Source organism: Kocuria sp. CPCC 205231 (genome assembly GCF_040980965.1).
GTDB lineage: Bacteria > Actinomycetota > Actinomycetes > Actinomycetales > Micrococcaceae > Kocuria > Kocuria rosea.
Window position 1 is genome coordinate 87866 of the sequence record NZ_JAVKPP010000012.1, and the last position, 17485, is coordinate 105350.

General features: G+C 74.4%; 17 protein-coding genes. 12 read left to right on the plus strand and 5 right to left on the minus strand.

Going from position 1 to position 17485, the window contains the following annotated elements:
* Positions 1-46 precede the first annotated feature (46 nt).
* From RF640_RS13365 to RF640_RS13390, 6 genes are read left to right on the plus strand one after another with little or no spacing between them, the layout of a single operon-like run.
* Positions 47-472, plus strand: coding sequence for a Rieske (2Fe-2S) protein (locus RF640_RS13365; RefSeq protein ID WP_368828146.1), 426 nt, complete (start codon positions 47-49; stop codon positions 470-472).
* Positions 473-532: 60 nt separating this feature from the next.
* A complete protein-coding gene (locus tag RF640_RS13370) occupies positions 533-1540 on the plus strand; it encodes an MsnO8 family LLM class oxidoreductase (protein WP_035929088.1) in 1008 nt (335 codons plus the stop codon).
* Positions 1541-1600: 60 nt separating this feature from the next.
* Positions 1601-2170 (plus strand): nucleosidase, encoded by a 570-nt coding sequence (locus tag RF640_RS13375; RefSeq protein ID WP_017834636.1) that lies wholly within the window; start codon positions 1601-1603, stop codon positions 2168-2170.
* A 44-nt stretch (positions 2171-2214) separates the two neighbouring features.
* A complete protein-coding gene (locus tag RF640_RS13380) occupies positions 2215-2931 on the plus strand; it encodes a lipoate--protein ligase family protein (RefSeq protein WP_017834637.1) in 717 nt (238 codons plus the stop codon).
* A 38-nt stretch (positions 2932-2969) separates the two neighbouring features.
* Positions 2970-3806, plus strand: a complete 837-nt coding sequence (locus tag RF640_RS13385) for an SOS response-associated peptidase (protein WP_368828147.1) — start codon at positions 2970-2972, stop codon at positions 3804-3806.
* 14 nt (positions 3807-3820) lie between these two features.
* Positions 3821-4222 carry a pyridoxamine 5'-phosphate oxidase family protein gene (locus RF640_RS13390; protein WP_109243882.1) on the plus strand — a complete coding sequence of 134 codons (402 nt, stop codon included), beginning with the start codon at positions 3821-3823 and terminating at the stop codon, positions 4220-4222.
* Positions 4223-4346: 124 nt separating this feature from the next.
* On the opposite strand, the gene RF640_RS13395 is transcribed toward RF640_RS13390, so the two are convergent.
* The gene (locus RF640_RS13395) at positions 4347-4850 is read right to left on the minus strand and encodes a GNAT family N-acetyltransferase (RefSeq protein ID WP_017834640.1); all 504 of its coding nucleotides are present in this window, start codon (positions 4848-4850) and stop codon (positions 4347-4349) included.
* Between the two features lie 301 nt (positions 4851-5151).
* On the opposite strand from RF640_RS13395, the gene RF640_RS13400 reads away from it, so the two are divergent.
* The 3 genes from RF640_RS13400 (at position 5152) to RF640_RS13410 (ending at position 7493) form a co-directional block, all read left to right on the plus strand.
* Positions 5152-5475 (plus strand): DUF6504 family protein, encoded by a 324-nt coding sequence (locus RF640_RS13400; protein ID WP_017834641.1) that lies wholly within the window; start codon positions 5152-5154, stop codon positions 5473-5475.
* Between the two features lie 79 nt (positions 5476-5554).
* A complete protein-coding gene (locus tag RF640_RS13405) occupies positions 5555-6394 on the plus strand; it encodes a fumarylacetoacetate hydrolase family protein (protein ID WP_035929081.1) in 840 nt (279 codons plus the stop codon).
* Between the two features lie 130 nt (positions 6395-6524).
* A complete protein-coding gene (locus tag RF640_RS13410; RefSeq protein ID WP_368828148.1) occupies positions 6525-7493 on the plus strand; it encodes a TIGR03885 family FMN-dependent LLM class oxidoreductase in 969 nt (322 codons plus the stop codon).
* A 38-nt stretch (positions 7494-7531) separates the two neighbouring features.
* On the opposite strand, the gene RF640_RS13415 is transcribed toward RF640_RS13410, so the two are convergent.
* Positions 7532-8104, minus strand: coding sequence for an MOSC domain-containing protein (locus RF640_RS13415; protein ID WP_017834644.1), 573 nt, complete (start codon positions 8102-8104; stop codon positions 7532-7534).
* 255 nt (positions 8105-8359) lie between these two features.
* Here RF640_RS13415 and RF640_RS13420 point away from each other — a divergent pair, with 255 nt between their 5' ends.
* Positions 8360-8935 (plus strand): hypothetical protein, encoded by a 576-nt coding sequence (locus tag RF640_RS13420; RefSeq protein ID WP_017834645.1) that lies wholly within the window; start codon positions 8360-8362, stop codon positions 8933-8935.
* Between the two features lie 76 nt (positions 8936-9011).
* Here RF640_RS13420 and RF640_RS13425 read toward each other — a convergent pair whose 3' ends face one another.
* Entirely contained in the window at positions 9012-10109 is a 1098-nt protein-coding gene (locus RF640_RS13425; RefSeq protein WP_035929070.1) for a tartrate dehydrogenase, read from the minus strand.
* Positions 10110-10236: 127 nt separating this feature from the next.
* The gene (locus RF640_RS13430; RefSeq protein ID WP_109267963.1) at positions 10237-11232 is read right to left on the minus strand and encodes a LysR family transcriptional regulator; all 996 of its coding nucleotides are present in this window, start codon (positions 11230-11232) and stop codon (positions 10237-10239) included.
* A gap of 280 nt (positions 11233-11512) precedes the next feature.
* Here RF640_RS13430 and RF640_RS13435 point away from each other — a divergent pair, with 280 nt between their 5' ends.
* Together RF640_RS13435 and RF640_RS13440 are read left to right on the plus strand one after the other, a co-directional pair.
* On the plus strand, positions 11513-14896 hold the full coding sequence (locus tag RF640_RS13435) for a DNA polymerase III subunit alpha (protein WP_368828149.1): 3384 nt from the start codon (positions 11513-11515) through the stop codon (positions 14894-14896).
* 184 nt (positions 14897-15080) lie between these two features.
* Entirely contained in the window at positions 15081-16112 is a 1032-nt protein-coding gene (locus RF640_RS13440) for a DUF2382 domain-containing protein (protein WP_368828150.1), read from the plus strand.
* A gap of 73 nt (positions 16113-16185) precedes the next feature.
* Here the strand turns inward: RF640_RS13440 and RF640_RS13445 are convergent, their stop codons facing one another.
* Positions 16186-17376 (minus strand): MFS transporter, encoded by a 1191-nt coding sequence (locus tag RF640_RS13445; protein ID WP_109222903.1) that lies wholly within the window; start codon positions 17374-17376, stop codon positions 16186-16188.
* Positions 17377-17485: the final 109 nt, after the last annotated feature.

A 17485-nucleotide genomic window follows, 5' to 3' on the forward strand; every position in this document is an offset into this window, starting at 1 on the left:
GGTCTTCACACACCAGGACGTCCTTGTCCCGCCCGGCGCGTGGACCATGGCCGCGGTGCTGGACCTGGCCGGCGGCCCCGGCACGGCCCGCGCCGCCGACGTGCTCGTGGCCGCGGGGCTGGCCGCCGCCGTTCCCACGGCGGCGACCGGGCTCAACGACTGGTCCGACACCCAGGGCGCCGACCGGCGCATCGGCCTGGTGCACGCGACCGCCAACAGCGTGGCCCTGACGTTCAACGCGGCCTCGCTCGCCGCCCGGCTCCGGGGCCGGCGCGGCGCCGGCAGGGCCCTCGCCCTGGGCGGCCCGCTCGAGGAGGGGACGGTCGACGGCGGCTGCGTCACCTGCCCCTGGCACGGCAGCACCTTCCGGCTCGCGGACGGCGCCGTGGTCCGCGGACCGGCGACCGCCGCGCAGCCCAGCTACGAGACCCGCGTCGAGGAGGGACGGATCCAGGTCCGGCGCCGGCCCTGACCGTCCCGGACTCCGGCAGCGGCCCGGAATGCTTCCGGCGCCGCCCGGGTTGTGCGCACCATGGCCCTCTCCGACGTCCCGCTCTCCCTCCTCGACCGCGCCAACACCCGGGACGGCTCCACGGAGGCCGAGGACCTCGCCCGCGTCCTGGAGCGGGCCGAGCGCGCGGAGGAGCTGGGCTACCACCGGTTCTGGGTGGCCGAGCACCACGCGGTGCCCGGGATCGCCGGGTCCGCGCCGGCGGTGCTGATGGCCGCTCTGGCCGCCCGGACCCGACGTCTCCGGATCGGCTCCGGCGGGATCATGCTCCCCAACCACCAGCCCCTCGTGGTCGCCGAGCAGGCCGCCACCCTCGAGGCCCTGCACCCCGGCCGGATCGACCTCGGCGTGGGCCGCTCCCTCGGCTTCACCGCCGCGGTCCGGGACGCGCTGCGCACCGGCAAGGAGGCCGCGGACCGCTTCGGGGACGACCTGGCCGAGCTGCTCGCGCACCTCTCCGGCGCGGCCCCGGTGACCGCCCGGCCCCGCAACCACGCCGCCACGCCGGTCTTCGTCCTGGCGACCGGCGCCGGGGTGGAGACCGCGGCCCGGGCGGGACTCGCCGTGGTGCTCGGCGGCCCGGCGATCTTCCGCGAGGGCCCCGGCGGCGGCGCCGCGGTGCTCGAGCGGTACCGCGCGCAGTTCCGCCCGTCGTCGTGGTGGCCGGAGCCCTACGCGGTGGTCTCGGCGAACGTCGCGGTGGCGCGGACCCGCGCGGCCGCCCGTGAACTGCTGCTGCCCGAGGCCCGCGCCCTGGCCGCCTCCCGCACGCGGGGCGAGTTCCCGCCCCTGGCGCCCGCACGGCCCGCGGAGCCGGACGGGCTCACGGCCCGGGAGCGGGCCCTCGTGCAGGAGACCCTCACGTCCTCCGTCCACGGCACGGCCCCGGAGGTCCGGGACCAGCTGGAACGGCTGCTCGCGCGCACCGGGGCGGACGAGCTGCTCGTGACGGGTGGCGCGCACGATCTCGACGCCCAGGCGGACTCCGACCGGCGGCTCGCCGCGCTGTTCACCACCCGCCCGGCCTGACCTCCCCGCCGGGAGGTCAGGCCGGGCGGGGGCGGGAGGGAGTGCGGATAGAGTGACGGGGTGCCACAGCTGCTCGTTCTCGCCGCCCACCCCCTGGAGACCAAGTACTTCCCGGAGGACATCGACCTGGTCCTGACCGGTGTCGGGATGTCGGCCGCGGCGGTGCGCACCACCGAGGCGGTGCTGACCCGCTGCCCGGACCCCGCGCGCCGGGCGGAGCTGACGGTGCTCAACATCGGCAGCGCCGGCGCCCTCAAGCACGGGCTGACCGGGGTGCTCGAGCCCTCCCGGATCATCAACCGGGACGTGGACGAGGAGCTGCTGCGCGCGGCCGGGATCCCCGTGGACAACGTCATCGAGCTCGGCGGCGACGGCCCCGTGCTCGCCACCGGGGACTCCTTCGTGGCCGGCGGACCCGCCCGGGACGCCCTGGCCGCCCGGGCGGACCTCGTGGACATGGAGGGCTGGGCGATCGCGGTGGCCTGCCGGCACCTGGGCGTGCCGCTGCGGATGGTCAAGCACGTCTCGGACGCCGCCGACGAGGAGGCGGTCGCGTGGGCCGAGAAGGTCGAGCTCAGCGCCCTGGCCCTGGGGCGCTGGTTCCGCGGCAGCGGGATCACCGGGGCGTGACCTGCCGCAGGACCGTCCGGATCCGCCACTAGACTGGGGCCAGCATGAAACTTCTCCGCCAGCGCGAGTCCCTGGGCGCCCAGCAGGACTACGAGAGCGCCATGACCCTCCTCGCCGACGTGCGCCGCAGCGGGCCCGTCCTGCGCCTGTACGAACCGGCCCCCACGGTCGCCTTCGGCCGCCGGGACGAGCTGCGCCCGGGCTTCCCCGACGCCGCCCGGGCCGCCCGCGAGAGCGGGTTCGAGCCCCTGGTACGCAAGGTGGGGGGCCGCGCCGCGGCCTACCACGGCGGGTGCCTGATCATCGACCACCTCGAGGCCGCCGAGGACCCCACCTCGGGCATCCAGGACCGCTACCGGCTCTTCGGCGACATGATCGTGGCCGCCCTGGAGGAGCTCGAGGTCGAGGCCGACGTCGGCGAGATCCCGGGCGAGTACTGTGCCGGCGAGCACAGCGTGCACGGGACGCACCCGGCGTCGTCGTCCACCCCGGGCCGGAAGGTGAAGCTGGCCGGGACGGCCCAGCGGGTGGTCGCGGGCGCCTGGTACTTCAGCACCGTGCTCGTGGTCGAGCAGTCCGAGCCCATCCGCTCGGTGCTCACCGACGTCTACTCGGCCCTCGACCTGGACTGGGACCCGGCCACCGCCGGGGCCGTGGACGACCTGCGCCCGGGCACCACCGTGGCCGACGTGGAGCGCGGGATCCGCAAGGTGTACGGCATGTACTCCCGGTACCTGGGGTACGGGCCGCTCACCGACTGAGCCCCGGCCGCGGGCCGGGCAGACCGAGGAGGCAGCAGATGTGCGGACGCTACGTCATCGCCCGGGCCGTGGGCGACCTCGTCGCCGCGACCGGGGCGGTCCCGGACGAGAGCCTGGGCGAGGCCGACACCGAGCGGCTGCGGGCCAACTGGAACACCGCGCCCACCACCGACGTGCCGATCGTCCTGGAACGCCTCACCGGCGGGAACGGCCGGGACGACGACGGGGAGCTGGTGCGCGAGCTGCACGTGGCCCGCTGGGGACTGGTCCCGGGCTGGGCCAAGGACCCGGCGGTCGGGTCGAAGATGTTCAACGCCCGCTCGGAGACCGTCCTCGAGAAGCCGTCCTTCCGCAAGGCGGTCCCGGCCCGCCGGTGCGCGGTCCCGGCCAACGGCTACTACGAGTGGAAGAAGGAGCCCGGCGCCGGGAAGGGCGGGCGCAAGCAGCCCTACTACGTCCACCCGGCCGATCCGGAGGAGACCATCTGGTTCGCCGGGATCTACGAGTGGTGGCGGGTGCCCGAGGGCACGGAGCTGCACTCCGCGGCCCTGCAGCCGGGCAGGGACGGCGGCGGGAGCACCTGGTTGCTGTCCTGCTCCATCCTCACCACCGACTCCCCGGAGCCCTCCGACGAGCACCCCGTGCTCACGGAGCTGCACGGTCTGCACGACCGGATGCCGATCCCGCTGGCGCCCGAGCACGTGGGGGACTGGCTGCGCCCCGGGGAGGACGACGCCCCGCAGCTCGTGGACCTGGTCCGGGCCGAGGCGCACCGGACGGCCGCCCGCTGGGTGCTCGACCCGGTGGGCCCGGCGGTCGGCAACGTGCGCAACAACTCCCCGGAGCTCGTCGAGCCGCAGCGGAGCCTGTTCTGAGCCCCCGGGAGCCCGTGGACCGGGTCGCCGACTTCGTCCGCGTCCACGGCGGCGGGGTCGTGGCGACCAACAGCGGCGCCGGCTGCCCCGAGTCCGCGTGGATCAACCTCGCGGCCCTCGGGGACGGGCGGCTGGTCTTCGGCACGAACGAGCGCAGCCGCAAGTACGCCAACCTCCTCGCCGATCCCCGGGTCTCCCTCGTGGTGGTCTCCGGGACGGGCCAGGAGTTCCAGCTCGAGGGCGAGGCCGCCGTGCTGGAGGGCTCCGCCGCGCAGGACGCCGGCGAGGTGCTGGAGTCCCGGCACCCGGGGGCCACGGACAAGGACAGCACCCGGCTCGTGGCGGTGCGCCCCCGCTGGGCGCGGTTCGTCGACATCGCCGCCGATCCCCCCGTCCGGGAGGAGTTCTCGCTCTGAGCCGGTCACAGAAGAGGCCCGGGACCCGCATCGCGGGTCCAAGGCCTCTTCCACGGCCTGGTGCCGGGTCCTGTTCGTGCCGGCGTCCCCTCCGGCGTCCCCCGGTCCGGAGCGCCCGCCGGGCTCAGACGTCGTCCGTCTCGGGGACCCAGCGGTTGAAGTCGAGCGTCAGGTAGAGCGCGAGCGCCGCCGCGTTGTCCTCGGCGATCCGCAGGCTGACCTGGTCGTAGCCGTTGTCGTAGAGGGTGCCCATGGCGCAGCGCACCAGCTGCTCGGCCAGGCCCTGGCGGCGGCGGGAGGCCGCCGTGAACAGCTCGAAGATGTAGGGGACGTCAGGGAGGTCGTCGCCGACCCGCCGGGACAGCACGAGCGCGGCGGCCACCACGGTCCCGTCGTCGTCGACCACCACCGGCGAGGCCTCGGGCAGGAAGGGCCCGTACTCCCCGTCGAAGACTCCCCGGATCACCTGGCGGGCCTCCTCCAGACTGGAGACCCCGCCCTGCTCGTAGGAGGAGTAGTAGAGCTGGGCGAGGCTCTCGGCGTCCTCCGGGCCGGACGGACGCAGATTCACCGCGGGCTTCTTGGTGTTCGCCGCGGTGTGGGCGATCAGCGTGATGGTTCCGGTCATGGAAGGCCTCCGTGAGGTCGACGCCGGTTGCTCCGGCGGGGCGGACGAGGGACAGGGGACGTCCGGGAGGGCCGCGCAGGGCAGGCCCTCCGTGCATTCAGCGTATCCATTTCGCTGGGCTTGTCCATGCTTCGCCGTCCTCGATCGCAAAAGTGAACGGCCAGGTCGGAACGAGGCCTGCACGGGAACACCTGTTCCTTTTCCGCGCTCTTCCGGGTTAGCGTGTCGTACAGGTGTTCTAGCTTCCAGGGAACAGGGCGCACCGGGGACGGGCGCCGGGCCGAGGGAGAGAGGAGCCGTCGTGGGTTTCCTGACGGAGAGCGTCGACGTGGACTGCGACACGGACGGGGTGCCGGTGGGCGTGCGCTGGCGCGGGCGGGACTACCTGGTGGCCCAGGGACCCGTGCGCTGGTACGAGCGCCGCGCCTGGTGGTCCGAGGACGCGCGGCTGCCCAAGGACCGGGGGATCGGTGCGGTGGACCAGCAGATGTGGCGGGTCCAGGTGCAGCTGAACACCCGCTCCGAGCTGCTGACCCTCGAGCTCGTCCACACCCTCGACACCGGGCGCTGGCGGCTGCTCGCCGCCACGAGCGCCTCGGGGATCCGCGTGGTGCGCTGCGCGTAGGCCGCCGCGGTGCACCCTCCCGCCGGAGGTGCATAGGATCGTCGGTGGAGACCGCACCGCAGAACGTGAGGGAGCACCCGTGAGACTCGGCACCGTGCGACGAGACGGCACCACCCAGGCCTTCCGGCAGGAGGACGGGCGGACCGTCTACCTCCCCGTCCCCGACGTCGGGGCCCTCCTCGCCGGGGGCGACCTGCGGCTGCCGGGGGAGCCGGGCCCCGCGCCGGCCCCGGAGGACCTGGCGACGCCCGTCCTGCGCCCGGGCAAGATCCTGTGCGCCGGGCTGAACTTCTACGACCACGCGGAGGAGGTCGGTCAGGAGATCCCGGAGCACCCCACGATCTTCGCGAAGTACGCCACCGCGCTCATCGGCCCCACCGACCCCATCGCCATGCCGGAGGAGTCCGAGAAGATCGACTGGGAGGCCGAGCTCACCGTGGTGATCGGCTCGCCCCTGCGCCACGCCACGCCGGACCAGGCGCGGGCCGCGATCGCCGGGTACACCATCATGAACGACATCTCGGTGCGGGACTGGCAGGGCCGGACCTCCGAGTGGTTCCAGGGCAAGAACTTCGACCGCACCACCCCGGTGGGCCCCGTGGTGGTGACCCCCGACGAGATCGACCCCGAGGCGGGACTGGCGATCCGCTGCACCGTGGACGGCGTGCGGCACCAGGACTCCGGCACCGACCGGATGATCTTCTCCGCCGTGGAGCTGGTCGAGTACCTCAGCCGGTTCCTGACCCTCGAGCCCGGGGACCTCGTGGCCTGCGGCACTCCCGCCGGCGTGGGCCTGGCCCAGAAGCCCCGCCGGATCTGGTTGCGGGACGGCCAGGAGGTCGTCACCGAGATCGAGGGCATCGGCGAGCTGCGCAACGTCTGCACCCCCGCCGAGGACCTCCGGGCGGCGGCCGGCTGACCCGGCACCCGTCCCCACCCGGTCCCGTCCTCCCTCTCCTGCTGTCCAGATCCCCGTGACCTGATCCCCGTGACCTGATCCCCGTGACCTGATCCCACTGTCCTGTTCCCGCCTTCGACCGGAGGACCCCATGGCGACGATCGGCTTCCACGCCTCCCACGAGCAGATCCCTCCCGAGCAGCTGCTGCGCGACGTCGAGCACGCCCAGCAGGCCGGCTTCGGCGCCGCCATGTGCTCGGACCACCTCGAGCCATGGTCGCCGCACCAGGGCCACTCCGGGTTCGCCCTGTCCTGGCTGGGCGCCGCCCTGGCCACCACGGACCTGCCCTTCGGGTTCGTGCACGCCCCGGGCCGGCGCTACCACCCCGTGGTCACCGCCCAGGCCACGGCCACCCTCGCCCGCATGTTCCCCGGTCGGATCTGGACCGCCCTGGGCAGCGGGCAGAAGCTCAACGAGCGGGCCGTCACCCCGGACTGGCCGGCCAAGGAGCACCGGCAGCGGTTCCTCGAGAGCAGCTTCGACGCCGTCCGCCGGCTGCACGCGGGCGAGGAGGTGTCCTGCCGCGAGCCGTTCCACGCCGACCGCGCCCGGGTCTGGGACCCGCCGGAGGTCCTGCCCGCCCTGCGCGTGGCCGCGCTCACCCCGGCGACGGTCCGCCGCTTCGCCCCCCTGGCCGACGGGTTCATCACCGTCCAGCAGCCCCTCGAGGACCTGCGCCGGATGCTCGAGGCCTGGCGCGAGGCCGGCGGCACCGGGCGGACCGCGCTGCAGGTGCACCTGAGCTGGGCGCCCTCCCCGGAGCAGGCCCGCGCGATCGCCTTCGACCAGTGGCGCACCAACGTCTTCGACCCCGTGACCATGGCCGAGCTCGCCTCGCCCCAGGACTACCTGCGCAAGGCGGTCCAGGAGGACGTGGGGGATGAGCAGATCGCCGGGGCGGTCAACGTCTCCGCCGACCTCGGCCGGCACGCCCAGTGGCTGCACGAGTACGCCGACCTCGGCTTCGACGAGATCTACCTCCACCACGTGGGGCAGGAGCAGGGCCGCTTCCTCGACGCCTTCGGGGAGACGGTGCTGCCCCAGCTGGCGCAGGCCTGACCCGGCGCGGGCCCGGGCGCCGGTCCCGGGTGGGCGGGCTACGGCAGCCGGGACGGGCGCCGCAGCACGGCCGCGCCGGCCAGCTCCGGCTCGAGCGGGACCGGGCTGTGCAGCACGGCCGGTCCGCGGTGCAGGTCGCCGCTGGACAGCGGCCGGCAGCGCAGGCCCCCTCGCCCCCGCATGGCGGCGTGCGCGCCCGGAGCCAGGACCCGGTCCATCCACACGCAGGGGTGGGCCGGGCGCCCGCCCCGCAGCCGCACGAGGGCGCCCCGGGACTCCAGCGCGAACTCCTCGCCCAGCAGCGGGGCCAGGTGGGCGCCCCGGAGGACCACGTTGCGCCGGGTCAGGAGCGGGTCGAAGGGGTCCGTGCCCAGGTCCGCGGCCATAGCCTCGAGCGCCTCGACGGCGAGCAGGGTGACGGCGGCGTCCATGTGCGCGGCCTTGCCGAAGAACCGGTCGCCCACCACGCCCTTGCCGGCCACCAGCTCGACCCGCTCGGCGTCGGTGGTGGGGACCTCCGCCGCGCCGTCCCGGGCGCGGCCGAAGTAGGCGTGCGCCGGTGACACGAGCAGGTGCAGGACCTCCACGTCGTACCGATAGGTCGCCGTCATGGCCCACACCCCTCCGTCGTCGCGGCCGCCGGTCCGGCGCCGCCTCGCTGTCGCCGGACCTCAGCATAGGCAGGGCGGGCGACACCGCGGGGCGCCGGGCCGCGCCGCCCGATCTTCCCTGCACCCGGGGAGCGCCCCGCGAGCCTGTCCCCTTTACGGATGCACACCTGGTGTCCGGGGGTGCGCGCGGGCAAGAATGGCAGCGACGGAGGACAGCCGAGGGGCACCGTGGTCCGGACGGGGGAGGGAGGTCGCGTGTCTGCCAGACGCTCCGCCGGGGGACGGTACCGGCTGGCCGGGCCGGCCGGGTCGGCCGTGGTCGTCCTCCTCGTGGTCCAGCTCCTCCTCCGGGGCGTGATCTCCGTGGCGCAGCTCGCGCTCGGAGCGGCGGCGCTCGTCGTCGTCGCGCTGGTGCTCGGCCAGCGGTTCCTCGTCCCCTGGCTGGCGCGCCGGTCCCCGAACCGGCCGCGCATCACCACGACCCGGGCGTGGACGTGCCCGATGCCCCCGGAGGAGGCCCTCGAGCGGATCCGCACGGCGTTCGAGGACCTCGACCCGGCGGTCCGCTCCCAGGAGTGCTGCGTGGAGGTCTCGGTGGGCTCGGACGTCACCTTCCGCCGGCGCGGGACGGCCTCCGAGTTCGGGTGGCGGGCCCTGCCCCTGCGGGCCACCTTCCGGGTGGCCCCCCGCGGCGGTGGGTCCGAGGTCGCCGCCGACGTGCGGGACGACCTCGGCTGGTACCCCGAGGCGCCCGGCAGGCTCGTGGAGGACGAGATCGACCGCCGCAGCGCCTCCCTGATCGAGCGGGCGATCTGCGCCACTGGACGCTGACCGCCGCGCCCGGCGCGGCGCCGGCCGGTCCTCGGAGTTGTCCCGGGCGGGGCGGGGGCCGGAGGGACGGGAAGCCTCAGGCGGAGGTCAGCGAGGCAGCCAGGGCGTCGACGACGGCCCGGGTGATCTCGGCGGTGTCGGCGGTGCCGCCGATGTCACGGGTGAGGTGCCCGGCGGCGGTGGTGGCCTCGATCGCGGCCTCCACCCGGCGGGCCTCGGCGTGCAGACCGAAGTGGTCCAGCATCAGGGCGGCGCTGGCGATCGCCCCGATCGGGTTGCAGATGCCCTGGCCGGCGATGTCCGGGGCGGTGCCGTGGACGGGCTCGAACATCGAGGGGAACCGGCGCTCCGGGTCGAGGTTCGCACTGGCGGCCAGGCCGAGGCTGCCGGCCAGGGCGGAGCCGAGGTCGGAGAGGATGTCGGCGTTGAGGTTGGAGGCCACCACCACGGAGAGCTCCTCGGGGTGCAGGACGAACTTGGCGCTCATCGCGTCCACCAGCACCGACTCCGTCTGCACGTCGGGGTAGTCGGCGGCGACGCGGGCGAAGACCTCGTCCCACAGCACCATGCCGTACTGCTGGGCGTTGGACTTCGTGACGCTGGAGACCTTCTTGACCGTGCGGGTGCGGGCGAGGTCGAAGGCGAAGCGGATGATGCGCTCGCAGCCCTTCTCCGTGAACAGGGAGGACTGGACGGCGACCTCGTTGCCGGGACCCCGGCCGGCGAGGTTCCGCCCGCCGAGCCCGGCGTACTCGCCCTCGCTGTTCTCCCGCACCACGACCCAGTCCAGCTCGGTGTCGTCGGCCTTGCGCAGCGGGGAGACCACGCCGGGGAGGAAGCGCACGGGGCGGATGTTGGCCCACTGGTCGAAGTTCTGGGTGATGTTCAGCCGCAGCCCCCACAGGGACACGTGGTCGGGGACGTTCTCCCACCCCACGGCCCCGAAGTAGATGGCGTCGAAGTCCTGGAGGGTCTCCAGCCCGTCGGCCGGCATCATCACCCCGTGCTGGGCGTAGTACGCACTGCCCCAGGGGAACTCGGTCCAGTCGAAGGAGAACGCCCCGTTCGACTGCTCGGCCACCGCGTCCAGGACCGTGCGGCCGGCGGCGACGACCTCCTGGCCCACGCCGTCGGCAGGGATCGAGGCGATCGTGAAGACCTGGTGCTCGGCCATGGGGTGCTCTCCTTCTCGGGTGCTCTGCTCGTGGTGTCCGCAGCGCAGTGCGGCACCGGGTTCCAGTAGAGCGCCCCGAGCACCATGAGGTCCAAGACCGGAATCCCATCCCCCGGATAGGAATCCCCTATGACACGATCCGCGGCGCGTCCTGCGGCGCCGTCCCCTCCGGCCGGCCCGCCCTCTCGGCCCGGTCCGGCGCCGTTCCCTCCGGTGCCCGGGAGCAATCCGCGGCGTGCCGGGCCGCGTGCTCGGCGGCGACCGCCAGGAACGCTCGGGCGGCCGGGGTCAGGTGCGCCGGGCGGCTGAGCACGGCCACGTGCAGCACGGTGACCGGTTCGATCCGCAGCACCCGCAGCCCTGCGGCGCGCGCCAGCGGGGTCCAGGAGGAGGGCAGCACCGCGTGCCCGACCCCTGCCAGCACCAGCGGGAGGACCGAGGTGCGGTGGGCGACCTCGGCGGCGATCTCGACCGGCACCCCGCCGGCCAGGGCGTCGTCGACCAGCCGCCGCATCAGCGAGCCCTGCTGGGAGACGACCACCCGGTGCCCGGCCAGGTCCTCCCGGCGGATGGCGTGCCCGTCACCGAAGGTGTCCGCCTGCGGTGCCACGATCAGCACCAGGGGCTGCTGCTCCAGGTGCATCACCTCGACCTCGGCGGAGCGGAACGGGTGCTCCGAGCCCAGGACGCCGATCTCGGCGCGGCCGGTGCGCACCGCGTCGGCCACCTCCTCGGGGGTGAAGGCCGCGTCCACGCTGACCGTCACGGCCGGGTGGGCCCGCGCGTAGGCGGCGATCATCGACGTGAGCGGTTCGACGCCGGGGGAGGGCATGGCGACCACGTCCAGGCGGCCGCTGCGCACCCCGCGCAGGTCGTCGACGGCGGACCGGGCGGCCTCCAGGTCCCGGACCACCACCCGGGCCGGGCCCACCAGCTCCTCGCCGGCCTCGCTGAGCACCACCCGCCGCCCGATCCGGTGGAACAGCGGCACCCCCAGTTCCCGCTCGAGGCCCTTGATCGTCTGGGACAGGGAGGGCTGGGCGATGAGCAGCTGCTCCGCGGCGCGGGTGAAGCCGCCGTGGTCCACCACGGCCAGGAAGTACATGAGCTGCCGGACGTCCATCGTCGTCTCCTCCTGCGTCCGTGCGGCGGGGGTGCGGGCCCCTCGGTCCTGCCCGTGGGTGCAGGAAACAACATGCCACAGAAGTGCGGCATCCCCCGTCCCGGAACGAGGGCGTCCCCGTGCGCGGCGCCCCTGCGGGCCGTGGGCGGATCGTGTCCCGCCCGGGTCCGGCGTCCTCCTGGGCCGGCGTGCGCCGCCACGGACGCCCAGGAGCCGGAGTTCTCGCGGCCCCGGCGGTTTGCAATTGACTTAAGATTCGAACACGTATTCGAATGGGGGCGTGAGCTTTCCGCACCTGCACGTCGCCACCGCCTTCAGCGCCCACTTCGGGGTCAGCCGACCTGCCGTCCTGGCGGCCGCCGCCGCGGCGGACGGCGCGGACGCGCTCGCCTGCACCGACCGGGACGGGCTCTACGGCGCGATCAAGCACCTGGGCGCGTGCCGGGAGCACGGCATCGACCCGGTCCTGGGGGCCGACCTCGCCCTGCTGGACCCCGGCCGCGAGCGCGCCCTCGGCCGCGTGGTGGTCCTGGCGGCCGGCGGCACCGCCGGTGCGGGCTACGCCGCCCTGTGCCGGCTCGTCTCCACCGCCCACGCCGCAGCGGGCCCGCCCGGGGTGACCGCCGCCGAGATCGCGGCCGCCGCACACTCGCCCCGGCACGGGGAGCCGGTCCTGACCGTCCTGCTCGGGCCCTCCTCCGACGTCGGGCAGGAGCTCGCGGCCCGCCGCTACCGCACCGGGCGCGCCGCCCTGGCCCGGTGGCGGACCCTGCTCCCCGCACCGGCGCTCGCCGTGGAGGTGGTCTCGCACCTCGCCGCCCCCGGCACGGCGTGCAGCACCTCCCACGCGGCCCGGATGCTGCGCGCCGCCCTCGAGGCGGGGCTGACCCCCGTACTGACCAACGCGGTGCGCTACGCCACGCCCGCCGAGGCCGCCACCGCCGACGTCCTCGACGCCGCCCGCGCCCTCACCCCGCTCGAGACCCTCGGGGCGCGCACCGGCCACGCCCCCGGCGGCAGGGCCACCGGGCGGACCGGGACGTCCCGACGGACGACGGCGCCGGAGCCGCTGCAGCCCAACGGCCAGGGCTGGCTCAAGTCCGCCCGGCAGATGCGCGCGCTCGCCGCGGAGATCGCCCGGGCCGCGGACCTCGGCGCGGCCGGGGCCGCGGCCCTGCTGGCGGGCACCCAGCGGGTGGCCGACCGGTGCCGGCTGGACCCGGTCGCCGACTGCGGCTGGGGGCGGCCGGTGGTGCCCGAGGCCTCCGTGCTGGGCCTGGACCGGCCGGCGCCCGCAGAGCTGCGGGCCCGGTGCGAGACGGGGCTGGGCCGCCGCTACCCGGGCCGCCGCATGACACGGGCCGTGCGGGACCGGCTGGAGCAGGAGCTGGGGGTGATCGAGGACCTCGGCTTCGCCTCCTACTTCCTCACCGTGGCCGAGGTCTCGGCGATGATCGGGCAGATGGGGGTCCGCCACGCCGCCCGCGGCTCGGGGGTGTCCTCGCTCGTCAACTATCTGCTCGACGTCTCCCAGGTGGACCCGCTCGAGCACGAGCTGCTCTTCGAGCGCTTCCTCTCCAACGACCGCTCGACCCTCCCGGACATCGACATCGATGTCGAGTCGGCCGAGCGCCACCGCGTCTACCGGCGGATCTTCGAGCGCTTCGGCCCCGAACGGGTGAGCCTCATGAGCATGCAGAACGCCTACCGGGCCCGCGGTGCCGTCCGGGACGCCGGGCTGGCGCTCGGCATCGACCCCGAGACCGTGGACGGCGCGGCCAAGCAGCTGTGGCACCTGCCGGCCTCGGCGCTGCGGGAGACCATCGCCCGCCAGCCGGAGCTGCGGGACTTCGCCGAGCAGGTGGCCCAGGAGAAGCAGCTCGACCTCCTCGTGGACCTCACCGAGCGCCTGGACCGGCTGCCCCGGCACATCTCCATGCACCCGTGCGGGGTGATCCTGGGGGACCTGAGCCTCCTGGACCGCACCCCGGTGCAGTCCAGTGGGACGGGGATGCCCATGAGCCAGTTCGACAAGCACGACATGGACCCCATGGGCATGCTCAAGCTCGACATCCTCGGCGTGCGGATGCAGTCGGCGCTCGCCCACGCCGTCGACGAGGTGGCCCGCACCCACCCGGACCGGCCCCGCCTGGACCTCGAGGCGATCCCCGTGGACGACGGGAGGACGTTCGAGCTCATCCGCTCGACCCACACCCTGGGGTGCTTCCAGATCGAGTCCCCGGGCCAGCGCGAGCTCATCGGCAAGATGGCGCCCACGAGCTTCCGCGACCTCATCGTGGACATCTCCCTGTTCCGTCCCGGGCCGATGCACTCGGACATGGTGCGCCCCTACCTGGAGCACCGCCACGGCTGGTCCGCGCCCGTCTCGATCCACCCGTCCCTCGACCCGATCCTCGCCGAGACCCACGGCGTGACCGTCTTCCACGAGCAGGTCCTGCGCATCCTCGACACCTTCACCGGATGCGGTCTCGCCCGGGCCGACGAGCTGCGCCGCCGGCTGGGCTCCGAGCGCCAGCTCGAGGTGGAGGAGTTCTTCCGCGAGCGGGCCCGTGCGCGGGACTACCCCCTGGATGTGGTGGACAGGGTCTGGGAGACCCTGGCGGCGTTCGGCTCGTTCGGCTTCTGCAAGGCCCACGGCGCGGCGTTCGCGGTGCCCACCTACCAGTCCGCGTGGCTGAAGGCCCACCACCCGGAGGCGTTCCTCGCGGGGCTGTGGGAGCACGATCCCGGGATGTACCCCAAGCGCCTGCTCGTGGGGGAGGCGCGGCGGATGGGCATCCCCGTCCTGCCCGTGGACGTCAACCGCTCCGACGAGCACTACCGGGTGGAACGGCTCGACGACGACCCCGCCCGCCTGGGCGTGCGCCTGGCCCTCACCGGGATCCACGGGGTCTCCCGGGCCGAGGTCCGCCGGATCGTGGCGGGGCAGCCCTACGCCTCGCTCGCCGAGCTGCGGCAGCGGGCCCGTCCCGCCCGGCGCACCCTCGAGCGTCTCGCCGCCGTGGGGGCCTTCGACGGCCTGCTGCGCCGCTCCGGCGGCCCCGCGTCCCGCGCCGACCTTGTGCACGCCCTGCGGGCCCGGGCGGACAGCGGCCGGCCCGCCCGGCCGGCCGGGGAGGTCGAGGGACAGCTGGCCCTTCCGCTCGGGGACCTCGAGCTGCGCGCCCTGCCCGCGGAGCGCCCCGAGCCCACCCTGGCGGAGAAGGTCCGCACCGAGCTGGACCTGCTCGCGGTGGACGTCTCGGCGCACCTGCTGGAGAGCTGGGCGCCCCTGCTCGGCGAGCTCGGGGTCACGCCCGCGGAGCGGCTGCTGGAGCTGCGCAACCGGTCCGAGGTGCTCGTGGCGGGGGTGCGGGTCTCGACCATGACCCCGCCCATGCGCAGCGGCCGGCGGGTGGTCTTCGTCAGCCTCGACGACGGCACGGGCGCGGTGGACTGCGCCTTCTTCTCCGACGCCCAGGCCCGCTCGGGGCAGCACCTGTTCGGCACGCGGATGCTGCTGGTGCGGGGCCGGACGCGGCGCACCGGGCCCCGGGGGATCAGCATCAGCGCCGAGCAGGCCTGGGACCTCGCCGACCCCGGAACCCCGGCCGCGGTGCGCGCCGCGGCCCCGCCTAGCCTGCGGGGAGCCGGGGCAGGATGAGCCGGGAGACCGTCCGGATCCAGGGGTTTCACTCTCGGTGAAGCCATTGGCCAGCGAACTGATTGCCAGTATGGTTACTAATAACAGCGGACGAGCTGCACCCCGCCTCCCGGGCGGAGATCGTCCGCGGCGAGCCCCCCGTCCAGGGGAGCCCGTTGCCTCGCAGAATAGAGAAGGAGTTCTCATGGCTACGTACGACGTGAACGCACTGCTGTCCGCCACCGCCTACGGGTCGGACGGCGACAAGATCGGCAAGGTCGAGCAGGTCTTCCTGGACGACAACACCGAAGAGGTCACCTTCGTGACCGTCAACACCGGTCTGTTCGGGACCAAAGAGAGCTTCGTCCCGGCCGACGGCGCCCGACAGGACGGCGACCGCCTCGTCCTTCCCTACACCAAGGACGTCGTCAAGGACGCCCCGAACGTGGACGCGGACCAGCACCTCTCCCCGGCCGAGGAGGAGGAGATCTACCGCTACTACAAGATGAACTACTCCGGCACCGACGACCGCGACCGCACCGACCGTGACCGCACCGCCGGCGTTGCCGGCACCGCTGGTGCCGCCGGGACCGCCGGCGCCGCAGGTCTCGCCGACCGCGACGACCGCTACGCCGCGGACACCGACCGCAATGCCGTCCCGGCGACCGGCACTGCCGGCTACCCCGAGAACGACGGGTACACCGACCGCAACAGCACCTCGGGCATTGCCGACGTCGACCGCGACCGTACCGATGTCGACCGTGACCGTGACCGCACCGCCGGGCTCACCGACCGTGACCGCACCGACCGTGTCGACAACGGGGTGGTCCGCCACGAGGAGCAGCTGCACGTCGGCAAGGAGCGTCAGGAGACCGGCCGCGCCCGTCTGCGCAAGTACGTGGTCACGGAGAACGAGACCGTGGACGTGCCCCTCGAGCGCGAAGAGGTCCGTGTCGAGCGCACCCCGCTGAGCGGCACCGAGGCCACCGCCGGCACCATCGGCGAGGAGGACGTCGAGGTGACCCTCCACGAGGAGCGTCCCGTCGTCGCCAAGGAGACCGTGGGGGTCGAGAAGGTCGGCCTGGAGAAGGAGACCGTCCGCGACACCGAGCGCGTCGACGCCGAGGTCCGCAAGGAGCAGGTCGAGGTCGAGACGGACGCCGAGCGCGGCACCGGCCTGACCGACCGCGACCGCGGCACCGGCCTGACCGACGACGATCGCCGCGACCGCATCTGATCGCACCCGATCGACTCCGGGGCCCCCGTCACCGTTCCGGTGACGGGGGCCCCGTCGTCGTGCTGGACACGGTTCACCCCGCTGCCCGCCGGGCCTGCGTGCCGGGCACGGCCGCGTAGTAGACCAGGCCCAGCGCGACCACCGCCGCGGCCGCCACGTACATCCCCCGGTAGCCCAGCGCAGGGACCAGGGCCCCCATGAGCATCGGGCCCAGCGCCACGCCCACGTCCATGCACAGGAAGTAGGTCGAGGTGGACAGCCCCACGCGGGTGAGCGGGGCCGAGCGGACCGCGGCGGCCTGGGCCGCCGAGAGCACCGCCCCGTAGCCCACGCCCAGCACCGTGCCCGAGGCGAGCACGAGGAACGGCGAGTCCGCGGCCGCGAGCAGCAGCAGCGCCACCACGAAGAGCAGCAGCGACGGGTACAGCACCGCGTTGTCCCCGCGCCGGTCCTGCAGCCGGCCCGCGAACGGGCGGCTCACCAGGACGGTGACGGCGTAGGCCACGAAGTACGCGCCCGCGGGGCCCACGAGGTCCGCCTGCACGGCGAACGGGTTGAGGAAGGACAGGACCGCCGAGTACCCCACGCCCACGAAGAGCATGAGCGCCGAGACGGGCAGGGCCCGCGCCTCCACGAACTGCCCCACGGAGAAGGACCGCAGCCCCGCCCGCTGCTCGGCGGAGAGGCTCAGCTCGGGGACCCGGGTGACGGCTCCCACGGCGAGACCCAGCAGGGCGACCGCCGTGCACACCCCGAAGAGCGTGTCGTAGCCCACCGCCGTGGACAGGCTCAGTCCCGCCAGGGGACCCAGCGCGGCGGCCAGGGTGGTGGAGAGCATGAAGTACCCGGTGCCCTCGCCCCGCCGGTGCGCGGGGATGAGGGCCTGGACGGACGCGGGCAGCACGGTGGTGGCCATGCCGAAGCCCACGCCGTTGAGCACCCGCACCACCAGCAGGCCCCAGAAGCCGGTGTCGAGCAGGTAGGCGGCGGCGCACAGCGCCAGCAGCACGAGCGCGGCGAGCAGCACGCGCCGGCGCCCGAGCAGCTCCATGTACTTGCCGGTGAGCAGCCGCGCCAGGACCGCCCCGACGATGAAGGCACTCGTGGCCACCCCGGCCAGCGCCTCGTCCGTGCCGAAGCGCTCCATGGCGTAGAGCGCCATGACGGTCATCAGCAAGTAGAAGTTCATGGAGATGAGGAACTGGCCCGCCCACATCAGCACGAAGCCGGCGGTCCACAGCCGGTGCGGCGGGGGAGAGGGCACCTCCCCTCCCGGTGCGGGCGGGTCGGGCGGTCCGGGAACGTCTGCGGGCATCGGGTGGCCTCACCTCCGCCGGCCATCATCTCACCGCCGCGGTCCCCACCGGCCGACA

Excerpts from the sequence above, each read along its gene's own strand:
- RF640_RS13410 (WP_368828148.1), top strand. The coding sequence starts at position 6,525 with ATGGCGACGATCGGCTTCCACGCCTCCCACGAGCAGATCCCTCCCGAG.
- RF640_RS13395 (WP_017834640.1), bottom strand. The coding sequence starts at position 4,850 with ATGACCGGAACCATCACGCTGATCGCCCACACCGCGGCGAACACCAAG.
- RF640_RS13385 (WP_368828147.1), top strand. The coding sequence starts at position 2,970 with ATGTGCGGACGCTACGTCATCGCCCGGGCCGTGGGCGACCTCGTCGCC.
- RF640_RS13370 (WP_035929088.1), top strand. The coding sequence starts at position 533 with ATGGCCCTCTCCGACGTCCCGCTCTCCCTCCTCGACCGCGCCAACACC.
- RF640_RS13425 (WP_035929070.1), bottom strand. The coding sequence starts at position 10,109 with ATGGCCGAGCACCAGGTCTTCACGATCGCCTCGATCCCTGCCGACGGC.
- RF640_RS13430 (WP_109267963.1), bottom strand. The coding sequence starts at position 11,232 with ATGGACGTCCGGCAGCTCATGTACTTCCTGGCCGTGGTGGACCACGGC.
- RF640_RS13380 (WP_017834637.1), top strand. The coding sequence starts at position 2,215 with ATGAAACTTCTCCGCCAGCGCGAGTCCCTGGGCGCCCAGCAGGACTAC.
- RF640_RS13415 (WP_017834644.1), bottom strand. The coding sequence starts at position 8,104 with ATGACGGCGACCTATCGGTACGACGTGGAGGTCCTGCACCTGCTCGTG.
- RF640_RS13440 (WP_368828150.1), top strand. The coding sequence starts at position 15,081 with ATGGCTACGTACGACGTGAACGCACTGCTGTCCGCCACCGCCTACGGG.
- RF640_RS13365 (WP_368828146.1), top strand. The coding sequence starts at position 47 with ATGGCCGCGGTGCTGGACCTGGCCGGCGGCCCCGGCACGGCCCGCGCC.